Origin of the sequence: Pseudomonas sp. RL_105y_Pfl2_101, from assembly GCF_963970585.1 — a bacterium.
In the GTDB taxonomy this organism is placed as follows: Bacteria; Pseudomonadota; Gammaproteobacteria; order Pseudomonadales; family Pseudomonadaceae; genus Aquipseudomonas.
Map to the genome: position 1 here is coordinate 1 of NZ_CAXAPG010000005.1, position 20,955 is coordinate 20,955.

A 20,955-nucleotide genomic window follows, 5' to 3' on the forward strand; every position below is an offset into this window, starting at 1 on the left:
GGTTGTCGGCGGGGTCGTACTCGAAGTGTTTTTGCACCGCCGCTGGCAGCAGCGAGGGTTGGCTGCTGTGGCGGCGTTGACGCGTGCGCAGGCGGCCGCTGCGGTCGTATTCGCTGCGGGTGCTGATCTGCCCTTGGGTGCGCAGCACTTCGCGGTGCAGGCGGTCGCGTTCGAAGTCGCTGATGACCTGGCCGTCGAGGTTGATCTGGTGCAGGAGGCCGCTGCCGTAGTACAGGCGGTTGACCCAGCGGCCATCGGGCAGTTGGGTCTGGATCAGGTTGCCGAGTTCGTCGTAGTGGTGTTGCAGGCTGCCGGCGGCGCTGTTTTCGGCGAGCAACTGGCCGAGGGCGTCGTAGGCGAAGCTCAGGGTTTGCGCGTTGCCTTGCAGGTCGGTGAAGGCGGGTTACACGCCTGCTTTTGAGGTGTAGGCGATCCGTGGCGAGGGAGCTTGCTCCCGCTCGGCGGCGCAGCCGTCGTGAGCCGGCTGATGCGGTTTATCTGGAGAATGCGTCAGCCTGTTTTGGGGCGGCTTCGCCACCCAGCGGGAGCAAGCTCCCTCGCCACGGGTTGGTGGTGTCGCGGTTAGCGTGGGTCGACGTTATCCAGCACACGGTTGGCCAGCATTGAACTCAGTTCGATCAATTGCTGGATGCCGAGGGCGATGTGGCGGCGGGGGCCTTCCAGGTCGAAGGCCAGGTTGCTGATCATCGCATCGGCTGACGCGAGGTTTTCGCTGAGGTTGGCGAGCAGGCATTCGTTGTCGGCGTTTTTTGCCACGGTGAAGAGCTGGCCCGGTTTGGATGCATCTTCGGGTTTTTCCGGTTTGGGTAACAGGTAGTGATCCAAGACGCGTTTGGTGGTTTCGTCGTGCTTTTTGGCTTTGGATTTGGTTTGCGCGGAAGTGTTGTCCGTTTCCGGAGGGTTTGGAGTTATTTTGAACATAAGCTGGAATCCTCGAGTTAGGCCGCGACCCTTTCCCTACTAAAAGAAGGGTGGCGGCTGTACGCAGGTTAGTAGACCGGGGATTCCAGCATTGCCGGCGCGCCGAAGCGCCCTGCGCACAGCCACCATCAAGGACAGGAATTGGAACACCTGCCTGAGTGGATAGCTCATGCATCTTGCGGAAAACCTCGGGCTACTAAACCCGACCACTGATGGGCAGTGGCAGGGAAACGATAGAACCCATGGGCAAGGCGCACAAGCGGACGGATTCTGGCGTAGTTGTAGGCAATGGCGCAAGGATTCGTAGCTTGGTGGAAGTGTTGTGGGGGGAGAATAAACAAGCCTTCGTAATGCCCAGGATTCGGGGCGAGGGAGCGTGCTCTCGCTCAATGGCGCAGCGGTTTTTCTGTAGGAATGCGCCGGCCTTTTTGGGGCGGCTTCGCCGCCCAGCGGGAGCAAGCTCCCTCGCCACGGGAATTTGCGCTTAACCTGCGCCTAGTAATTTGTTCGCAAGCGCCAGATCGAACGGCTTGTTCCCAAATATTGATTTAGTCGCCAGGGCTTTCTTGAGCACATCCGAATCCAGGCTCAGATTGTTTTTGTGCGCTGCAAAGACAATCGTCAGGAATGGAAACGCATAGTTATCCGGCTCGGCCAACACGTCATCGATTAATGCGGGGGAGCCAAGAACGCTGTGCTCTGCCTTGGGCAGGTAAAATTTCTCGAGCCGTTCGGTTATTTTTTTGACGGTTGCGCTGATGGCTTGAGGGGACGGAGTTCTGATGATGCCGCCCAGCTCGTCACCGAACTGTTTTGCTTCCTCCGACAAGGAGCTCTTCGACAAAAATGATGAATTCAGCAGCCGGCTCTCGTAGGGTGGAGATTGCTCTTTACAGAAGCTGAAGGCCTCGCACGTATAGATCTCCAACCCCGCGTAATAACCGTCGGCCTTGGTCAAGTGTTGAACGTAGATTTCCCCAAGCTTTTCCTTGGCAGCGAGCAGGTCAAGTTTATTTTTGCTGGCCTTCAGGTCAAGGTGGGGTGACGTTGTTTGCTTCAGCGCCGCCAGTAACTCCGCTTCCAGGTACTTGCGAATTTCCACACTCATGACGTAGACCTGAGCGAGTCTCGTGGGGCAATCACTTCATGCTCATCCGTTGGCTCGATCGCCATATAAATGTCAAAGCTTGTCCGGGCTAGAAACCGAGGGCTCTAGAGCCATGCTTTGGTCAGGCCTTTTTTCCAAGTAAAACTTCAGATATTTTTTGGGTCTTTCTTGAAAGGCTCGAGCTTTGCCGAAGCTGTAGGCGTCATCAAAGTACCTATAAGCCTGCGCGTGGTCTCCCAGCTCAAAATAGACCATTCCCAGGTTAATCAGCGGCCCTGTATCGATATCCGATTCCCGGCCATCCAAGGTCTTTTGTGCCCAGTCTTTAGCAGCCTCGAAATCCCCATTGTCAAAATGCAGGTTGAAAAAAGAACCTGTGACCCAGGCTGACAAAGGTGTCCATTCCAGCTTCGGTTCAGGAAGCAATTCCCAAGCTTTTTGGTACAGGGCTTGAGCTTCATTTTTTTTGTTTTGCTCATCGAGCTCATTACCCGACGCCATGATGCGCATTACTTCGTCTGCCAGCGTCGGGCTTTCATCTGCCAAGCCTTTCATAGACGTTCCTGTTACGGCTTTCTGCCGGGCCAATAAAATCACCGGGGTCCTATCTCTATCTGTCGGGAGCGAGCCTTTGGCGGCTTGTCGACAATGACTGGATGCCGGGGCGGTGTGGCGTGGTGATCCTTTCGGACCGAGAGAGTGTCGTTCATCCCGAGAGATCACTGACCGGGCGCCACCATCAATCCCTGTGGGAGCGAGCTCGCGATGGCGGCAGCACGTTACATCTCCGATCCCTCCAGATTGATCCTCTACGCGTTAACTTTGTAGCGGTGAAGTCAACGCGATACTTTTCCAGCTCGCCTTTCGTTTTTTCTCCAAGAGCGAGGCTAAAGCGTCGCCCTCAGGCAGCCCTTTCTTCGGCAGCTTGAAGGGAACCAGAACGTAGAGCTTTACCGAGTCCTCATGGTGTTCATCCACGGGTTCTTCGGTGGTGTTCCAAATTTTGTCCACGACCAACAGCGCGTCGGTATCGCTCGGCCAGCTGAGCTGGGCGAAGTCTTTATCTATTTTTGAAATGATCTGGCCTTCCGACAAGGGGCCGTTATTGAACGTGTGGCGAGCGAGCAGGGAGAGCAACTCAACCGGGAAAACCCAAGGACTGTGCGGGGGAAAACCTTGCTGCGTGAGAGGCCAGTCGCCGGGCAAGCATACGAATAATTCGGTATGAGGGCTTTTGGCAAAAAGTCCGATGGTGAAGAGTAACTTGAACTTGTTCTTACCCTCGATGCAGCTGATACGCAGCTCCAGCCCCGCTTCATTACTGAAGGGACTTAGTTGCGCGGGTAAAACCCAACCTGCTGTGTTGTGCACGAAAGTGGCTATAGGTCCGCCGAATTCTTCGGCCGGGTTCTCAATAACGTCCATGATACTGACGGCCCCGGCATTTCTTAAGACGGCCGCCATGTCTGTAAATCCCCAGGTATTGGCGATGTCCAACGGCGCGGTATTCAGCCGGGTGTGTAGTCGATTGATGTCGGCATGGTGTTCTATAAGAAGATTGACGATGTGCTGGTGCCCGGAGGTGATCGCGTCAATCAGCGGGGTGGTTATGCTGTCAGGCCAACCGTCTACCAAGGCACCAGCCTCAAGAAACCATTGGCATGTTTGCAGATGCCCGTTGCCGGCGGCGGCGGCAAGGGGGGTGCTGTTGCCGGAACTCGCGGCAGGTTGGTCCAGTGCGATACCTAAAGCCACCAATAAGCGGCAAACTTCGGTTTGACCCTGTTCGGCAGCCATGTGCAGTAACGTCTCCTGCCCCTCAAGGCCATACAGGGGCAGGTGCAATAGAGCGGGATTTTCCTCCAGATGCTTTTTTAGCGAGGCTTCATTTCCCGAGGCGATGTCGGCATGAATGACGGATAAAGTCTCGATGTTCTTCTCATAAATTTCTTCTGGGTTGGTCATTTAAAAAATTCCTTTTGCCATTTGATCACCCATTTTTTTCAATGCGTTTTCGACACTGGCCGTCCCACCGATGTCCGCTTTCTGAAGAATTTCATAAACCTTTTTCGCGCTGGCTACCGAGTGATTTCCCCCACCATTTTGGGCCCAAGTGAAGTTGCGCGGATCGTCGTTCAGGCCGATTTTGTGTTTGGCCAGAATTTTTTGCGAGTCGGTAATGTATTTTCGATTTTGCGCTTTCCAGCTTTTCGGAGCTTTTTCGCGGACGATATGATGGTAGTGCGGCTTCACCATACCCTTAGGCGCAGGACCCATCGCTCTCTTCTGTGAGGCGCTGAGTCGACAAACTTCCCAACCCCAAGGATCCACCCACCCAATAGGATTCGGTGCGTATTGATAGAGGTTGAATCCACCCGCCAACCCAATCGGATCCGGCGTAGTAAACCGTCCCACATCCGGATCATAAAACCTGAACGTATTGAAATGTAGCCCCGTTTCCCGATCCAGGTACTGCCCTTGGAACCGCAAATTCTGCTCTTCGATGTAATACGGCTCGCGCACTTCCTCCAGCGTATTGCCCCACACCCGATACGTCGCCTGCCAAACGTTGTGTCCGTCGGCTTCGGTGAGTTGTTCCGGCAGGCCGTTGAGGTCGTTGTGGTAGTAGCGGATCTTTTGCAGCGGGCCGCTGCCGTCGACGCGGGCCAGGGGTTCGTAGCCGTCGTCTTCATAGAGGTACAGGCTGGTTTGCTGGTGGCGGTGTTCCTGCAACAGGCGCAGGCCATCCCAGGTGAAACGGGTTTCGCCCAGCGGGTAACCATTGCTGTCGTGTTCGGTTTTTTCGATGCGCCGGCCCAGCGGGTCGTAGGCCATTTTCACCACGCTGCCGTTGTCGCTGCGCACCTCGATCAAGCGGCTTTCGGCGTCGTAGGCAAAGTGCTGCACGCCGCGTTTGGCGCTGCGTTTTTCGATCATCCGGCCGAAGGCGTCGTAGCGGTAGCGCTTGTCCTGATAGGTCAGCAGTTTGTTGTGCACCACCAATCCGGCGCCGGGCGCTGGGCCGTCGAGCAGGTTGGCGGCGGCGTCGTAGGTGAAGGTCTCGCGCTGGCCGTGCAGGCTGTCCTGGCTGGCGATGATGCGGCCGGTGGCGTCGTAGTGCAGGAGCTGGCGCTGTTGCGCGGCGGGTTGCTGGTCGAGTTTGCCGATGAGGTTGTCGGCGGGGTCGTACTCGAAGTGTTTTTGCACCGCCGCCGGCAACAGCGAGGGTTGGCTGCTGTGGCGGCGTTGCCGTGCGCGCAGGCGGCCGCTGCGGTCGTATTCGCTGCGGGTGCTGATTTGCCCTTGGGTGCGCAGCACTTCGCGGTGCAGGCGGTCGCGTTCGAAGTCGCTGATGACCTGGCCGTCGAGGTTGATCTGGTGCAGGTGGCCGCTGCCGTAGTACAGGCGGTTGACCCAGCGGCCATCGGGCAGTTGGGTCTGGATCAGGTTGCCGAGTTCGTCGTAGTGGTGTTGCAGGCTGCCGGCGGCGCTGTTTTCGGCGAGCAACTGGCCGAGGGCGTCGTAGGCGAAGCTCAGGGTTTGCGCGTTGCCTTGCAGGTCGGTGAAGGTGACGGCGGTGAGTTGGTCCAGCGGGTCGTAGCTGTATTCAGTGCGGCCATCGTCGGTGACTTTGGCGATCAGCCGGCCCACGGCGTCGCGTTCCAGGCGATGGACGATGGGCGCCGGCGGTGTTTCGGGAATGAGCGCCAGGCCCGTGCCGTACGGCGCAGGCATCGCCGTCACCGCCGCGACGTTGTCGAGGCGGTCGTAGTCGTAGCGCTTGGCGCTGCCGTCCAGGTCTTGTTGTTCGGTCAACCGATCCCCGATATCCCAGGCAAACCGGTAGCTCTCGCCATTCTCGTTGGTCAGCGCTTGCAGCCGGCCGAAGCTGTCGTAGGCAAACTGCACCTGCCGGCCCTGGGCGTCGGTGCGCTGGCGGACCTGGCCGCGGCGGTTGTGTTGGTAGCGCGTGGTGTGCCCGGCCGGGTCGGTGTAGCCGGTGAGTTGGCCGGCGGTGTCGCGCTGGTAGTGTTCGGTGCGGCCGTCCGGCAATTGGCTGCTGAGCAGACGCCCCTGGGCGTCGTAGCGGAATTGGGTGCGCTCGCCGAGGGCGTCGGTGATGGTTTGCAGGTAACCGCGCGCGTCGTAGCTGAAGCGCGTCGGGTAACCCGAGCAATCGACGTGTTCCACCAATTGGCCGAACGGGTTCCAGCGCAGCTTCTTGCTTTTGCCGGTGGCGTCGATGATCTCCACGACTTGGCCATGGGTGTCGTAGCGGTAGCGGGTGATGTGGCCCAGCGGGTCGGTTTCCGCGGTGCAGTTGCCGCGTTGATCGTAGCGGTATTTCCAGCTGTGGCCGACGGCGTCGGTGTCCACCAGCGGCAGGGCCCAGTGTTCGAGCCATAACGTCGAACCGCTGCGGCCCAACGGGTCGGTTTCGCTGAGCAGGTTGCCGGCTTCGTCGTAGCTGAATGTGTACTGGCCGCCCTGTGGATCGGTGGCGCTGAGCAACTGGCGCTCATCGTTCCATTCGAACAACCACGTCTGGCCGAGGTTGTCAGTGAACTGGGTGATCTGGTGCTGGCTGTTCCAGTGCCGGGTGCTGACGCGCTGCAAACTGTCGCTGATGCGGGTGATGCCGGCCTTGAGGTCATAGTCGAACTGGTAGGCGTCGCCTTCGTCGGTCCAGTGCCGGACCACGCGCCATTCCTGGTCGTCGATCAGGGCCCATTCGTAGAAGCAGTGCAGGCCGCTGGGCAACTGGTGCTCGACCATCCGTTGCCCGGCGTCGTAGCTGAAGCGCCGTTGCACCTGGCCGGTGGCGTCGCGCACTTCGGCGAGGGTGTTCGCCGCGTCGTAGGCGTAGCTGACCAGCACCTCGCGCGATTGGTCGGGGTAGAGGCGTTCGATGTGGGTGACGCGTTCGCCTGCGCGGATCAGCTCGACTTGCACCAGGTCGAAGGTGTCGCGCAGCCGCACCAGGCGTCCGGCGTCGTCGTAGTCGAGGTGGATGCGGTTGTCGTTGCGGTCACCCAGCTGGTTCAGGCGCAGGTGTGATGGGTTGGCGGGCGAAGGTTCGAACAAGCGGTACAGGCCGTCTTCGCTTTCGATCAGCAATTGCCCGTTCACATGGCGGCGCACGGCCAGGCCTTCACCGGCGCTGAACACCGCGCCGCCCAAGGGGATGGAACCCATGTCGATGGGCCGGCCTTGTTCGTCGGTGTAGACCAGGGTTTCGCCGCCCTCGGGATGGGGCAGGATTTCTACCTGGACTTCGTAGGCGACGCTCCAGCCGGCGCCGAACAGGCTGTCACGGCGTTCGTCGCGGCTGTTGTACACGCGCTGCCAGTCAATCGGCAGGATGCCGGGCAAGACGAAATCCAGGTCCTCGTCACCGCCTAGCACCTTGGCCCCGGTAGCGGCGTGCACCGGGTTCGACGAACCCAGGGCGGCGTTGGCGGCTGCGTTCGCCGCGCTGCTGGCGGCCATGGACACCGCGCCGCCCACCAGCATGCACGGCAGTTTGCTGAAGAACTTGCCCTTGCCGCCCTTGAGCATCAGCAGCGCGGTGACCGCCAGGCCTACGCCCGGGGTCTTGCCGCTGCGGATCTCGCGCACCACCACCGAGCCGCCGCCAATGGTCACGTCAGGGGAAATCAGCCCGGCCGACACTACGGTCGCATCGCAGGTGCTGCGGTCGCCGCTGCGCACGGCGGGCTGGCCGTTGATGGTGACCTTGTCCGAACCTTCGGCCATGAACTGCGGTGGCATCGGCGGATGCTTGGTGCAGATGACCAGGTCTTCCGGCTTGGGCACGGCACCGGGGGCGGGCGTTGCGACGGTGGGGCGCCACATTTGCGAGAAGAAATTCCCGGCCATGTCCAGGTAGCTGGGCTCTTCCTCAGGCTCGGGGGCTTCAAGCTCGGTGCCTGCCGGGGCGACATGGGATTCAATCGCCCCGGCGGCGCGGGCCGCGGGGATGTTGTTGGTGAGGGTGTCTTTGGAGCCGGTGAGGATGTTGGCCTGCACCGTGGGCGGAAAGAGGGCGTTGCCGATGCCCTCGCATATATTGCTCAGGCCTTTGTCGGCCCCGGTCTTGCTCATGGCCAGGCCGACGATGGTGCCCACCACCAGGCCCAGGACGAAGCAACCCAGGCCGCCGGTGACCACGGTGATGCCCGTGGCCGCGACCACGGCGGCGGTCGCCAGCGCGGTGATCGCGATGTTGGCCGCCACCTCCAATACGCCGCCAAGGATGTCGGCCATCATCGAGGTGTGGTTGAGTGCATCGCCCAGGCGGGCGGCCCAGAGCGCGTCAGACATGCACGTTGCTCAGGCGGGTAGGGCGGCCGATGACCGTGAGTTCAAGCAATTTGATGCCTTCCATTGCATCTGTGTCCTTGTGGGTTACGGCATGCTCATCAGGGCCATTCTCAGGCGCTTGATCAGTTTCGGGGTCTTGAGGCAATCGACCGGGCGTTTGTTGCCCAGGGCGGGCACGGTCTGTTCCAGCCACCAGAACCCTTCCTTGAGCCCTCTTTTTCCGTAGAGCACGACGGCCATGTCGAGGTTGTCATCCATGGCCTTGGCCAGCGCGCGCGCGTTGTCGTCGAGGTAGTCCTCTTCGTACAACCGCACGAAATGCTGCCAATCGGCATCGCCGACGTATTCGTCTTCCAGTCCCATTCTAAAAACCTGCAAAGGAAATCAAGTTGCTGCCGGTCGGGTTTCGCGCCGACGGCGCCAGGATCCCATCATAACCATTAGCCTTGGCCCAGGCGCCGATTTGATGGGTCTGGGTGTATTTGTCGCCGGTAATGCTCTTGAGGGAGACCCCCAATTGTTTGCGCACATCGGCCCGGGTCAGGTCCAGGACGTTGTTGAGCTGCACTTTCTTGCTGACCAGCACCCGTGTGGACAGGTCCACGCCCCAGTGATTGACTTCGCCCATGGCGGTCTTGCGTGAGTTGGCGCCATAGACACCGCCCAGGCCGGGGGCGGTGTAACGGTGCCTGGAGGCGACGTTCCACTTGTGCGCCGTCCAAGTCGTGCTGATCCGCCCCGGCTCTTCAAAGCGATACACCGTTCGGTTGACCTTGCGACCCTTGGGCGGCGTCGAGCATTTCATCAGCCCGAAGGGGTCGATCCAACTCACCGGGTTCGGCGCGTACTGGTAGAGGTTCAGCCCTCCAGCTAAGCCGATGGGGTCCGGTGTGGTGAAGCGGCCGATGTCCGGGTCGTAGAAACGCAGGGTGTTGTAGTGCAGCCCGGTTTCGCGGTCCAGGTATTGACCTTGGAAGCGCAGGTTCTGCTCTTCGATGTAATACGGTTCGCGCAACTCTTCGGCGGTGTTGCCCCACACTTGGTAACGGGCTCGCCAGAGTGTGTGGCCGTCGGCTTCCGAGAGCTGTTCGGGCAGGCCGTTGAGGTCGTTGTGGTAATAACGGACCTTCTGTTGCTCGCCCAGGCCGTCGACCCTCGCCAGGGGTTCGTGGCTGTCGTCGGCGTAGATGTAGAGGCTGGTCTGGCTGTCGCGGTGTTCCTGCAAAAGTTGCAGCGCATCCCAGGTGAAACGGGTGCGGTTGAGCAGCGTGGCGTGGCGGTCGTACTCGGCTTTTTCGATGCGTCGACCCAACGGGTCATAAGTCATTTTTACGACCGAGCCGTTATCGTTGCGCACTTCCACCAGGCGTTGTTCAGCATCGTAGCGAAAACGCTGGACGCCACGTCGGGCGCTGCGTTTTTCCACCATGCGACCGAAACCGTCATAGCGGTAGCGCTTGTCCTGGTAGGTCAACAAGCGGTTTTGCGCGACCTGGCCTGTGCCCAGACCGTCCAGCAGGTTGGCGGCCGGGTCATAGGCGAAGCTTTCACGCTGGCCTTGAAGGTTGTCCTGGCTGGCGAGAATGCGGCCGGTGGCGTCATAGTGCAGCAATTGGCGATGGGACGCTTCGGGCTGGCTGTCGAAGCGCTCCACCCGCTGATCGCTGGCGTCATAACCAAACAGCGATTGCGCCACGGGCGGCAGCAGCGTGGACTGACCCTGTTGCCGCCGCTGACGGGCCCGCAGGCGGCCACTGCGGTCGTATTCGCTGCGGGTGCTCTGGCGCCCCTGGGTGCGCAGCACTTCGCGGTGCAGGCGGTCGCGTTCGAAATCGCTGATGACCTGGCCGTCGAGGTTGATCTGGTGCAGGTGACCGCTGCCATAGTGCAGGCGGTTCAGCCAACGACCGTCGGGAAGCAGCGTCTGGGTCAGGTTGCCCAGTTCGTCATAGCGATGTTCGAGGTTCCCCGCCCAGCCTTGCTCGGTAATCAATTGCCCCAGGGCGTCGTAACGCAAGCCCAGGCTTTGTACTTCACCGGTCTGGCTGGTGAAGGTGATCGCGTTGACCTGGTCGAGCGCGTCATAGCGGTACTCGGTGCGTCCGTCTGCGGTGACTTTCGCCACCAGTCGCCCCATCGCATCGCGCTCCAGCTCATGAATGATGGGGGCTTGGGGCGAGAGGTCCAGGTCGGTGCTGCCGGGCACCGCGAGCGCTTCCATGCGGGTGACGTTGTCCAGCGGGTCGTAGGCGTAGCGCTTGAGGCTGCCGTCCAGGCTGTGTTGGGCGGTCAAGCGGTCGGCGGCGTCCCAGGCAAACCGGTAGCGCTCACCGTTTTCGTTGGTCAGGGCCAGGAGGCGTCCGTAGTTGTCGTAGCTCAGCTCCACCCGGCGGCCATGGGCGTCGGTGCGCACCCGCAGTTGACCGCTTAGGGTGTGTTGGAAATTTGTCGTGTGTCCAGCCGGGTCGCTATAGCCGATCAACTGTCCGCTTGCGTCACGCTGATAGTGCTCGGTGCGCCCGTCCGGCAGTTGCTTGCTCAGCAGCCGACCCTGGTCGTCGTAGCTGAAAAGCGTCCGCTCTCCCAGTGCGTCGGTGCTGCTGAGCAACAGCCCGCGCTCGCAATAGCTCAACCGTGTGGTGTAACCGGAACAATCGGTGTGTTCGCTGAGTTGCCCAAGCGCCGTCCAGCGCATGGTCTTGCTTTTGCCGGTGGCGTCGATGACCTCCACCACTTGGCCGTGGGCGTCGTGGCGATAGCGGGTGACGCGGCCCAGCGGGTCGGTTTCGCGAATGCGGTTGCCCCGCGCGTCATAGTGGTACTGCCAGGTATTTCCCGCGGCATCGGTTTCAGCCAGGGGCAGGGCCCAGTGTTCGAGCCACAGGGTTGACTCGCTGCGCCCCAGCGGGTCGCGGGTTTCGCAGAGGTTGCCCGCTTCGTCATAGCTGAACTGATGTTGTCCGCCGTTGGGATCGGTCGCCCCCAGCAACTGGCTTTCGTCGTTCCACTGGAAGGTCCAGGTGCGATCCAACGCGTCGGTGGTTTCGGTGATCCGATAGCGGGTATCCCAGCGACGGGTGCTGATGCGCTGCAAACCGTCGGTGATGCGCGTGGTCCCGGCGGCCAGGTCGTAATCGAAGGTGTAGGCGTCGCCCGCGTCGGTCCAGTGGCGAACCACGCGCCATTCCAGGTTTTCAACCAACGCCCATTCATAGAAACAGCGAAGCCCGGTAGGCAGTTGGTGTTCCACCATTCGCCGCCCGGCGTCGTAGGTGTAGCGACGTTTCACCTGGTCGTTGGACTGACGGACCTGTGCCAGATCGCCCTGGCCGTCGTAGCCATAGTGCATCAGCACTTCCCGGCGTTGATCGGCATAGAGGCGGTCGATCCGGCTGACTCGTTGTGGCCAGCGCTCGTCATACGCCAGTGCGATGCGGGTCAGGTCGAAGGTGTCACGCAGTTGCGCCAGGCGTCCGTTATCGTCGTATTCCAGGTGGATACGGTTGTGGTTGCGGTCACCCAGTTGGTCCAGGCGCAGCAGCGCTGCATTGGCTGGCGTGGGTTCGAACAAGCGGTACAGCCCGTCCGCGCTCTCTATCAGCAGCTCGCCGTTGGCATGCCGTCGCACGCTGAGGCCTTCACCGGCACTGAACACGGCACCGCCCAACGGGATGGAGCCCATGTCGATGCGTCGGCCCTGTTCGTCGCTATAGACCAGGGTTTCGCCGCCGTCTGGATGGGGCAGGATTTCGACGCGTACCTCGTAGGGCACGCTCCAACCGGCACCGAACAGCCCGTCGCGGCGTTCGTCGCGGCTGTTGTAGAAGCGTTGCCAGTCGATCGGCAAGATGCCGGGCAGGACGAAGTCCATCTCCTCGACATCGCCCAGCACTTTGGCCCCGGTGGCGGCGTGCACGGGGTTCGAGGAGCCCATCGCGGCGTTGGCTGCGGCACCCATCGCGCTACTGACCGCCATCGACGCCGCACCGCCGACCAACATGCACGGCAGGTTACTGAGGAATTTACCCTTGCCGCCCTTGAGCATCAGCAGCGCCGTGACCGCCAGCCCGACGCCCGGGGTCTTGCCGCTGCGGATCTCGCGCACCACCACCGAACCGCCACCAATGGTCACGTCAGGGGAAATCAGCCCGGCTGATACCACGGTCGCATCGCAGGTGCTGCGGTCGCCGCTGCGCACGGCGGGCTGACCGTTGATGGTGACTTTGTCCGAGCCTTCGGCCAGGAACTGCGGCGGCATCGGCGGGTGTTTCATGCAGGTGATCATGTCCAGCGGCTTGGGCACGGCACCGGGCGCGGGCACGGCGACCGTGGGACGCCACATCTGCGAGAAGAAATTCTCGGCCATGTCCAGGTAGCTGGGTTCGGCTTCGGGTGCTTCAAGTTCGGTACCGGCCGGCGCGACATGGGACTCGATCGCCCCGGCGGCGCGGGCGGCAGGGATGTTGTTGGTCAAGGTGTCGGTGGAGCCGGTGAGGATGTTGGCCTGCACCGTGGGCGGGAAGAGGGCGTTGCCGATGCCCTCGCATATGTCGCTTAGCCCCTTGTCGGCCCCGGTCTTGCTCATGGCGAGGCCGACCACGGCGCCCACCACCGCGCCGAGCAGGAAGCAACCCAAGCCGCCGGTGGCAACGGTAATGCCCGTGGCCGCGACCACGGCAGCCGTCGCTACCGCGGTGATCGCAATGTTCGCGGCCACTTCCAGGACGCCGCCGAGGATATCGGCCATCATCGAGGTGTGGTTCAGCGCGTCGCCTAGCCGAGCGGCCCAGAGTGCGTCAGACATGCAAGGTGCTCATCAAGCCAGAACGTCGAACAGCAGCGAACCCTTGATCGTTGCCCAATGCGCCGCTTCGGCATCGCCCAGTTTCTCGGCTTTCACGTAGCTCAGAGCAAGCATTTTGCGGGTGCCGGGCAGCACCAGGGCCAGTTGGAACTGGAAGACCTTTTCATTGCCCTTGTTGAACTGGCTGCGCAGTTCGATGGCTTCGACTTCCTGGTTGGCGCCTACGCGCACGGTGGCGCCCGGTTGGCAGCGCAGGTCCTGGACCTGTTTTTCCAGGCGCTTGAGCTGGTCGTCGAGGTTGCTTTGCAGGGTCTCGCCCTCGGCCAGCAAACTGCGGCTGACGATCAAGGACGTGCCCAGTTCGGGGAACTTGAGGATGTTGATTGTCGCGTCCAGCAATTCGCTGGGCGGCAGCTGGAACTGGAATTCATTGAGGCGGTAAGTCATGGCGCAAAAATCTCGAGGTTAGCCCTTGGGTGCAGGGAACGCGGCTTGGATGTTGGCATCGATGCTGCCCTTGACGCCCTGGCCGTCCGGCGTGGCACCCGGGCCGCCGCCGTTGTTCAGGTGCAGCACGCCGCCGGTGTTGAACTCGGCATCGCCGCTGGCGTAGAAGCTGATCTGTACGCCGGTCAGGTTGATCTGGCCGCTGGCGTTGAGCTCCAGGATGCTTTCGCCGCACACCAGGCGCAGGTTTTCGCCCACTTCAATCACGTAGCTCTGGCTGATGCTGTCGGTCTTGCGCTGGCCCACCGAGAGGATGTCCTCCTGCTTGACGATGCGCAGGCGGTTGTTGCCGATGGTCACCGTTTCGTTGTGGCCGATGCTCTTGTTGCGGTCGTGACCCACCGAATGGCTCTCGTCCACTTCAACCACGATGTCCTGGTTGCGCTCGGCGTGGATGTACAACTGCTCGGCGCCTTTCTTGTCTTCCATGCGGATTTCGTTGAAGTTCGCCGGCGTGCCGCCCTTGCTCGAACGGCTTTTCATGCCGCTCTGGGTCGCGTTATCTGGCAGGTCGTAGGGCACGGTCTGTTCGGCGTTGTAGACGCGGCCGGTGATGATCGGCCGATCCGGGTCGCCTTCGAGGAAACTGACGATCACTTCCTGGCCGATGCGCGGGATCTGCATCGAACCCCAGTTTTTCCCGGCCCAGGATTGCGACACACGAATCCAGCACGAGCTGTTTTCGTTGGATTGGTCGTGACGGTCCCAGTAGAAATGCACCTTTACCCGGCCGAATTGGTCGGTCCAGATTTCCTCGCCTTTGGGGCCGACCACCAATGCGGTTTGCGGGCCTTTGACGATGGGGCGGTGGGTAGTCGCCAGCGGACGATAACTCTGCTGGGCGTCGATGCAGGTCAGGCTGCTTTCGAACTGCGCGGTCGGCGCGCCACCACCGGTTTCGCCGCTCTCCTGGGAGAGGTAGTAACGAGCGCCGACGATCAGGTATTCGCGGTTCTGGTCCTGGCGGCTGAAGCCAGTGAGGCTGAACAGATGCCCCGAGCCCAGGCCCCGGGCGTTACCCGCCAATTCCACCTGTTCATGCAGGCTCTGCAAGGCTTCGATGCGGGTGCGGGCGTAGTGTTCGCCGTCCTGGCTCTGCACGTAAGTGCCGGGGTAGTCATACAGCGGATAGTCGCCGGCCGTGTGTGGACGCGGCATGGCCGAGCGCACGTCGATGCGCGCGCTGGGGCGCTGGAAATCGTAGTCGTTGAGCTCAAGCGAACCCGGCTGGACTTCCTGGGCCAGGTGCCAGTCGTGGATGTGGTCGCGCTCGCGCTGCTGCTCGTTCTTCGGGTAGTACGGCACCGAGCCGTAGCCGGGGGCCGTGGTGTGGGCGCCATAGGCGTCGGCCAGCACCAGCACATGGCGGCCCTGCTCATGGCGGAAGAAGTAGTAGATCCCTTCCTGCTCCATCAGGCGGCTGACAAAGTCGAAACTGGTCTCGCGATACTGCACGCAGTATTCCCACTCGCGATAAGGCCGGCTCAGGGCGTCTTCGAAATCGGAAAAACCCAGGTCGCGGAACACCTGCTTGATGATCTGCGGGATGGTGAGGTTCTGGAAAATCCGGCAATCGGAGGTGCGGGTCAGCAGCCAAAACCACGGGCGCAGGGTGGCCTGGTAACTGGCGAACTGGCCCTGGTCGACGTTCTGGCTGCAACGGGCGACGATGCCATGGAAATAGCGCTCGCCCCCGCCATCGAGCTGCAGGCTCACGCACATGGGCTTGCCGAGCAACTGGTTGAGGTCGATGGCGTTGTCCAGCGAGTGCAACTGCAACTCGTAGTTGAACAGCCGCCCCAGCTCTTCGCCACCGCCCATGTCTTTGAGCAACAGCACCTCGAGTCCCAGGGGGCTGGTGACCTTGGCCAGGCGTGAGGCTTGGTTGAATAACATCAATTATCCCTTGTTGATGCCTTGCATTCCCGTAGGAGCTGTCGAGCAACGCGAGGCTGCGATCTTTGCCCAGACCCTTGAGTCTAAAGCGAAAGATCAAAAGATCGCAGCCTTCGGCAGCTCCTACGGGGCGCTTGATAGCTAGAGTAGTGACGCTGATCGCATAATGTAGTGCCTTACGTGAGGCAGAGGAACCCGGTTCTTGATTGTTACCAGGCATTACTTGAATATCTGCTCCTTCGCGCGTCACCTCACGTCCATGGAAAGCGATTACTGTGACCTCTTACCGCATTCAAGAAGCCGATCTCGAAATCCCCGATACCTGGCAGGACCAGAGCATCAATATTTTCAAGCTGCCGGCAGTCGGTCCTGCTAAAGAAGCCAGTTTCGTCATCAGCCGCGATGCCAGCCAGGGCGACGCTCCTTTTGCCGAGTACGTGGACCGCCAACTCAAAAGCGCGGAGCAGCAGTTGCCGGGCTTCAAGCTGGTGCAGCGCTGGGACACGGTGCTGCAAGGGCACACCACCACGTTGCTGGATTACACCTGGCAACGCGAGGGGCGCGACCTGATGCTGCGCCAGGTGTTCATCGAGCGTAAGCCCTCGGTGCTGATCACCACCTTGACCACCACACCGACTGATTTCGCCTATCACGAGCCGGCCTGGAAGCTGGCGATGCATTCGTTCAAGCCACAGCCGCCGATTGTCTGAGCATCGACACGTCCCACTGAGCAGTCATACGAATCAGTAAGGTAGATGCGCGCAATGGATGCACAGGCAGCAGCACGTCTGGGTGATGAAATAGCCCACGGGTTCGGGTTGGCCGCAATGGTCGCCGGCGCCGTGGCCGGTGCTTTGATCGGTGCCGCGGTCGTTGCCGCGACGGTCGCCACCGGCGGCGTGGCGCTGGCGATCATGGCCGGTTCGATTGCGGCCGGCGGTTTGTCGATGTTCCAGATCGTCAAGGGCCTCTCCACCATCTTCAACCTGCCCGAGCCCACCACGGGGGCGTTGATAGTGGGCAGCTTCAACGTCTACATCAACGACCGCAATGCCATGCGGGCGGGCGAAGACACGTCATCTTCCTGCACCGGGCTGCCGCTGAACCATCCGATCTGGCCCTTTCCGGTGCTGATCGCCGAAGGCAGCGCCACGGTCTTCATCAACGGCAAACCGGCCGCGCGCCTGCACAGCAAAATGGTCTGCGGTGCTCACATCAAGAGCGGCAGCCCGAATACGTTCATCGGTGGGCCGACGGTGTCGGTGGCGTTTGTCCTGGATCTTGAAGGCTGGATGCACACCGGGTTGGAGGTATTGGGGTTGTTGGCGGCCGGTGCGGCATTGGTCATGGCCGCCATGGCAGGTATCGCCGTTCTTGTCGAATTCGTGGTGGTGGGCGGGTTGATCCTGGGGGGCATGGAGCTGCTAGGCGATTTAGGTGATCGTCTGGGGCCAGGCTATCGGGACTTGCTGCAAGGTGTCGCCGGTATGGCAATGCTGGGGCTGAGTCCGAAAATGGCGAAGGCGGCCAAGCCTGCCGAACTGCCGCCGCCCAAGTACAAGCCGGGCGTGACCGAGGCCGACATTCTGGCCATGCCGAAGGGGGCTCGACCCGACGCCGACACGTACCTGTCACCGCAGTATGTGAAAGAACACCTGGGCCAGTTCGAAAACGGCGCCTCACGCTTCACCACAAAGAACAACCTGGATAAGTACGGCATCGCCCAGCGCGACGGCACGACGTTCCTGATGCCCAAGGCTGAAGCCGATCAATTGATTGCCAATGCCAAGGGCGACAAGAGGGCATTGGAGAAGGCGCTTGGGCTTCCAGAAAATACCCTGGAAAGTAGTACCCTGGTGCGGGTCGATATCCCCGCGCCTAAAGACATGAACCTGCGGATTCCTTCAGGTAACGAGGCCGGTGCTAACGAGTTCTGGATTCCTGGCGGCAAGCTGCCGACCGGTGCCAGCGAGGCGGTCATCGATGCCGGGGGCATTTTGCCCAAAGACTTCAGTTGGACGCCGCTATGACGGTAGAGGTAGGCAAGTCATGAAATTTCAAGATGTTCTGGTCAGTCGCGAGCACATGTTTTCCGTGGGCATCGAACAAGACTCGGGTCGGTTCTATGTGTCCATACCGGTCAGCAACGGCATGGCCGACTACGAGGAATACTATGAAATCAATCAGGCGGCTTTTGAGCTGTTCAGGCGTGACCCGGACGCCGCGCTACCGTTTGTGGTGCGTTGCAGAAAGCGTGAGTTGGACGAGCTATTGATTGTCCAACCGGGAACGAATCGCGGCACCGCCATCTGATCGTCGAAGGGCAAGGAAGGTGAGGCGGGCTCGCCTACACGGAGGTAGTGAGAATCCAATGAGTGCCAACCTGGACAACGTATGGCAACTGGCCCTGGCTAATGACGAGCTGGACAAATTCCTTGTCGGCGAGCGGTTCTACTTCCAAGAAGCCCAGAACGACAACGAAGAACCGCAGAACATCGTCGCGGCTTTCGATTTGCGGGTGCTGCGTTACTGGCAACAGACCCGCGACCCCCAGTTCCCTGAGCGCCTAGTGGCGGCTTTGCTCAAGATTCTCGCGAGCTATCCTGATCGTAATCGGGCGATTTATGTCGCCGCGGTGTGGGTCTGGTACTACCGGCTTTGCCTGAGCAAAAAGCAGACACAACCCGAGGGGCTTTATGCCGACCTGTTCGAGGTCGATATGGGCGCGGTGGCGCTGGCCCTCCAGCGGCAGCTTGAGCTCAACAAGGCTGAGCTCGTCCAGGACACGCGGTGGGCGGGCGGCAGCTGGAACAGCCAGAAGGGCCTGTGGGCGCCGCTGATGCGCACCGCTCTGGGCGTCCGGGATCAGCTGGGCGGCCCTGACTTCGTGCCGGTCAATCGCTGAGTGATGAATGATGTGCTGAAGGCCTACGTGGAAAGAGCCGACGGTGACTCGATTCGTGTTCGAATCATGGATCACGCGCTGGATTCTCCCCTGCGTGCCATCGGGTTTTCGAATGCGGCAGAACAAGATATCTACCTTTTGCGCGTCGCGGACGACAAGCGCAAGGCTAAGGTCTTCGATGAGCTGCGTTCTTTGCGGGTGGCCTTTTCGGCGGGCAAGGAATGGTGTCCCTGCGAAGTGTTCGAATATCTCCGTGACGAGCAACTGCTGAGCGGCAAGTACTTGCGAGTCGCGTGGACGCAGCCTGGCCAATACATGCTTACGAACGCGTGATATTGCTTCCGCTGGGCTGCGTTGTAGGAGCTGTCGAGTGCAACGAGGCTGCGATCCTTCCCCAGACACTTGAGTCTCAAGCGAAAGATCAAAAGATCGTCCGAACGCGGCCCGAGCCTTCGGCAGCTCCCACAACGTTCCTGCCATGAACCTCAGCGTTTGGCCTTTGCCGGGAACAATGCTTTTACCGCCGCATCAATCACACCCTTGATGCCCTTGCCTTTGGCATCCACTTCGCCGGCGCCACCGGAGTTGAGGTCCAGACGGCCGCCGGTGTCGATGTTGCCATTGCCACTGGCGTAGATATTGAACGCGGTGCCCGAGATATTGATTTCGCCACTGGCATTGAACTCCAGCACGCTTTTGCCACACACCAGTCGAATCTGCGACCCCGCCTCCATGAGGTACTGGGTCGCGACGCTGTCGCTCTTGGTTCCGCCGACGACCAGGGCATCGTTGCGTTGTACTGCCCGCAGTCGGTCTTGGCCAATGCGTACGGTTTCGTTGTGGCCGATGCTTTTGTTGCGGTCATGGCCCACCGAATGGCTCTCGTCCACCTCGACCACGATGTCCTGGTTGCGCTCGGCATGGATGTACAGCTGCTCGGCGCCTTTCTTGTCTTCCATGCGGATTTCGTTGAAATTCGCTGGCGTGCCGCCCTTGCTCGAACGGCTTTTGGTGCCGCTCTGCGTGGCATTGGCGGGCAACGCATAGGGCACGGTTTGTTCGGCGTTATACACACGACCGGTGACGATGGGGCGGTCCGGGTCGCCTTCAAGGAAGCTGACGATCACTTCCTGGCCAATGCGCGGGATCTGCACCGAGCCCCAGTTCTTGCCGGCCCAGGATTGCGACACCCGGATCCAGCACGAGCTGTTCTCGTTGGATTGGTCGTGACGGTCCCAGTAGAAGTGCACCTTCACCCGGCCAAACTGATCGGTCCAGATTTCCTCGCCTTTGGGGCCGACTACCAACGCGGTTTGCGGACCCTTGACGATGGGGCGGTGGGTAGTCGCCAGCGGACGATAACTCTGTTGGGCGTCCAGGCAGGTGAGGCTGCTTTCGAACTGCGCCGAAGGCGCGCCGCCGCCGGTTTCGCCGCTTTCCTGGGAAATGTAGTAGCGGGCGCCGACGATCAGGTACTCGCGGTTCTGGTCCTGGCGGGTGAAGCCGGTGAGGCTGAACAGATGCCCCGAGCCCAGGCCCCGGGCGTTGCCGGCCAGTTCGACCTGTTCGTGCAGGCTCTGCAAGGCCTCGATGCGGGTGCGGGCGTAGTGCTCGCCGTCCTGACTCTGCACGTAGGTGCCGGGGTAGTCATACAGCGGATAGTCGCCGGCCGTGTGTGGACGCGGCATGGCCGAGCGTACGTCGATGCGCGCGCTGGGGCGCTGGAAATCGTAGTCGTTGAGTTCCAGCGAGCCGGGCTGGACTTCCTGGGCCAGGTGCCAGTCGTGGATGTGGTCGCGCTCGCGTTGCTGCTCGTTCTTCGGGTAGTAGGGCACCGAGCCGTAGCCGGGGGCCGTGGTGTGGGCGCCGTAGGCGTCGGCCAGCACCAGCACATGGCGGCCCTGCTCATGACGGAAGAAGTAGTAGATGCCTTCCTGTTCCATCAGGCGGCTGACGAAATCGAAACTGGTCTCGCGATACTGCACGCAGTATTCCCACTCGCGATAAGGCCGGCTCAGGGCGTCTTCGAAATCGGAAAAGCCCAGGTCGCGGAACACCTGCTTGATGATCTGCGGGATGGTGAGGTTCTGGAAAATCCGGCAATCGGAGGTGCGGGTCAGCAGCCAAAACCACGGGCGCAGGGTGGCCTGGTAACTGGCGAACTGGCCCTGGTCGACGTTCTGGCTGCAACGGGCGACGATGCCATGGAAATAGCGCTCGCCACCGCCATCGAGCTGCAGGCTCACGCTCATGGGCTTGCCGAGCAGCTGGTTGAGGTCGATGGCGTTGTCCAGCGAGTGCAACTGCAACTCGTAGTTGAACAGCCGCCCCAATTCTTCACCGCCGCCCATGTCCTTGAGCAACAGCACCTCAGGTCCGAGGGGGCTGGTGATCTTGGCCAGGCGGGTGGCTTGGTTGAATAACATCGAGGGTCTCGTGCAGGTGAATAGCTGAAGGAACGCAACCTAC

The 20,955-nt window shown here is 61.1% G+C and carries 15 protein-coding genes and 1 pseudogene; 5 read left to right on the forward strand and 11 right to left on the reverse strand.

Annotated elements, in window-relative coordinates; translation table 11 throughout:
• The 10 genes and pseudogenes from AACY31_RS07770 to AACY31_RS07815 all read right to left on the reverse strand — a co-directional run.
• Nucleotides 1-397, reverse strand: a pseudogene (locus AACY31_RS07770) (hypothetical protein); the annotation flags it as partial.
• Nucleotides 398-582: 185 nt separating this feature from the next.
• The gene (locus AACY31_RS07775; RefSeq protein WP_339483724.1) at nucleotides 583-942 is read right to left on the reverse strand and encodes a DUF6124 family protein; all 360 of its coding nucleotides are present in this window, start codon (nucleotides 940-942) and stop codon (nucleotides 583-585) included.
• 484 nt (nucleotides 943-1,426) lie between these two features.
• Nucleotides 1,427-2,050 carry a hypothetical protein gene (locus tag AACY31_RS07780; protein WP_339493167.1) on the reverse strand — a complete coding sequence of 208 codons (624 nt, stop codon included), beginning with the start codon at nucleotides 2,048-2,050 and terminating at the stop codon, nucleotides 1,427-1,429.
• A gap of 72 nt (nucleotides 2,051-2,122) precedes the next feature.
• Nucleotides 2,123-2,605, reverse strand: a complete 483-nt coding sequence (locus tag AACY31_RS07785) for a hypothetical protein (protein ID WP_339483726.1) — start codon at nucleotides 2,603-2,605, stop codon at nucleotides 2,123-2,125.
• 261 nt (nucleotides 2,606-2,866) lie between these two features.
• Nucleotides 2,867-4,015 carry an ankyrin repeat domain-containing protein gene (locus AACY31_RS07790; RefSeq protein WP_339483727.1) on the reverse strand — a complete coding sequence of 383 codons (1,149 nt, stop codon included), beginning with the start codon at nucleotides 4,013-4,015 and terminating at the stop codon, nucleotides 2,867-2,869.
• Nucleotides 4,016-8,374: an RHS repeat-associated core domain-containing protein gene (locus AACY31_RS07795; protein ID WP_339504293.1), complete on the reverse strand. Its 4,359-nt coding sequence runs from the start codon at nucleotides 8,372-8,374 to the stop codon at nucleotides 4,016-4,018.
• A gap of 84 nt (nucleotides 8,375-8,458) precedes the next feature.
• Complete coding sequence (locus tag AACY31_RS07800; RefSeq protein WP_046064499.1) at nucleotides 8,459-8,737, reverse strand: hypothetical protein; 279 nt, start codon at nucleotides 8,735-8,737, stop codon at nucleotides 8,459-8,461.
• Between the two features lies 1 nt (nucleotide 8,738).
• The gene (locus AACY31_RS07805) at nucleotides 8,739-13,178 is read right to left on the reverse strand and encodes an RHS repeat-associated core domain-containing protein (protein ID WP_339504294.1); all 4,440 of its coding nucleotides are present in this window, start codon (nucleotides 13,176-13,178) and stop codon (nucleotides 8,739-8,741) included.
• Nucleotides 13,179-13,190: 12 nt separating this feature from the next.
• Nucleotides 13,191-13,625 carry a DcrB-related protein gene (locus AACY31_RS07810; protein ID WP_046064497.1) on the reverse strand — a complete coding sequence of 145 codons (435 nt, stop codon included), beginning with the start codon at nucleotides 13,623-13,625 and terminating at the stop codon, nucleotides 13,191-13,193.
• 18 nt (nucleotides 13,626-13,643) lie between these two features.
• Nucleotides 13,644-15,581 (reverse strand): type VI secretion system Vgr family protein, encoded by a 1,938-nt coding sequence (locus AACY31_RS07815; RefSeq protein WP_339504295.1) that lies wholly within the window; start codon nucleotides 15,579-15,581, stop codon nucleotides 13,644-13,646.
• Nucleotides 15,582-15,856: 275 nt separating this feature from the next.
• Here AACY31_RS07815 and AACY31_RS07820 point away from each other — a divergent pair, with 275 nt between their 5' ends.
• Genes AACY31_RS07820 through AACY31_RS07840 form a run of 5 tightly spaced genes read left to right on the forward strand, consistent with a single transcriptional unit; the run spans nucleotide 15,857 to nucleotide 18,819 of the window.
• Complete coding sequence (locus tag AACY31_RS07820) at nucleotides 15,857-16,291, forward strand: DUF1795 domain-containing protein (RefSeq protein ID WP_339483704.1); 435 nt, start codon at nucleotides 15,857-15,859, stop codon at nucleotides 16,289-16,291.
• Nucleotides 16,292-16,345: 54 nt separating this feature from the next.
• On the forward strand, nucleotides 16,346-17,611 hold the full coding sequence (locus AACY31_RS07825; RefSeq protein ID WP_339483705.1) for a PAAR domain-containing protein: 1,266 nt from the start codon (nucleotides 16,346-16,348) through the stop codon (nucleotides 17,609-17,611).
• A 19-nt stretch (nucleotides 17,612-17,630) separates the two neighbouring features.
• Nucleotides 17,631-17,894: a hypothetical protein gene (locus tag AACY31_RS07830; RefSeq protein WP_339504296.1), complete on the forward strand. Its 264-nt coding sequence runs from the start codon at nucleotides 17,631-17,633 to the stop codon at nucleotides 17,892-17,894.
• A gap of 58 nt (nucleotides 17,895-17,952) precedes the next feature.
• Entirely contained in the window at nucleotides 17,953-18,486 is a 534-nt protein-coding gene (locus AACY31_RS07835; RefSeq protein ID WP_339504297.1) for a hypothetical protein, read from the forward strand.
• Nucleotides 18,487-18,489: 3 nt separating this feature from the next.
• Complete coding sequence (locus tag AACY31_RS07840; RefSeq protein WP_339483709.1) at nucleotides 18,490-18,819, forward strand: hypothetical protein; 330 nt, start codon at nucleotides 18,490-18,492, stop codon at nucleotides 18,817-18,819.
• A gap of 152 nt (nucleotides 18,820-18,971) precedes the next feature.
• Here the strand turns inward: AACY31_RS07840 and AACY31_RS07845 are convergent, their stop codons facing one another.
• Entirely contained in the window at nucleotides 18,972-20,912 is a 1,941-nt protein-coding gene (locus tag AACY31_RS07845) for a type VI secretion system Vgr family protein (RefSeq protein ID WP_339504298.1), read from the reverse strand.
• Between the last annotated feature and the right edge of the window lie 43 nt (nucleotides 20,913-20,955).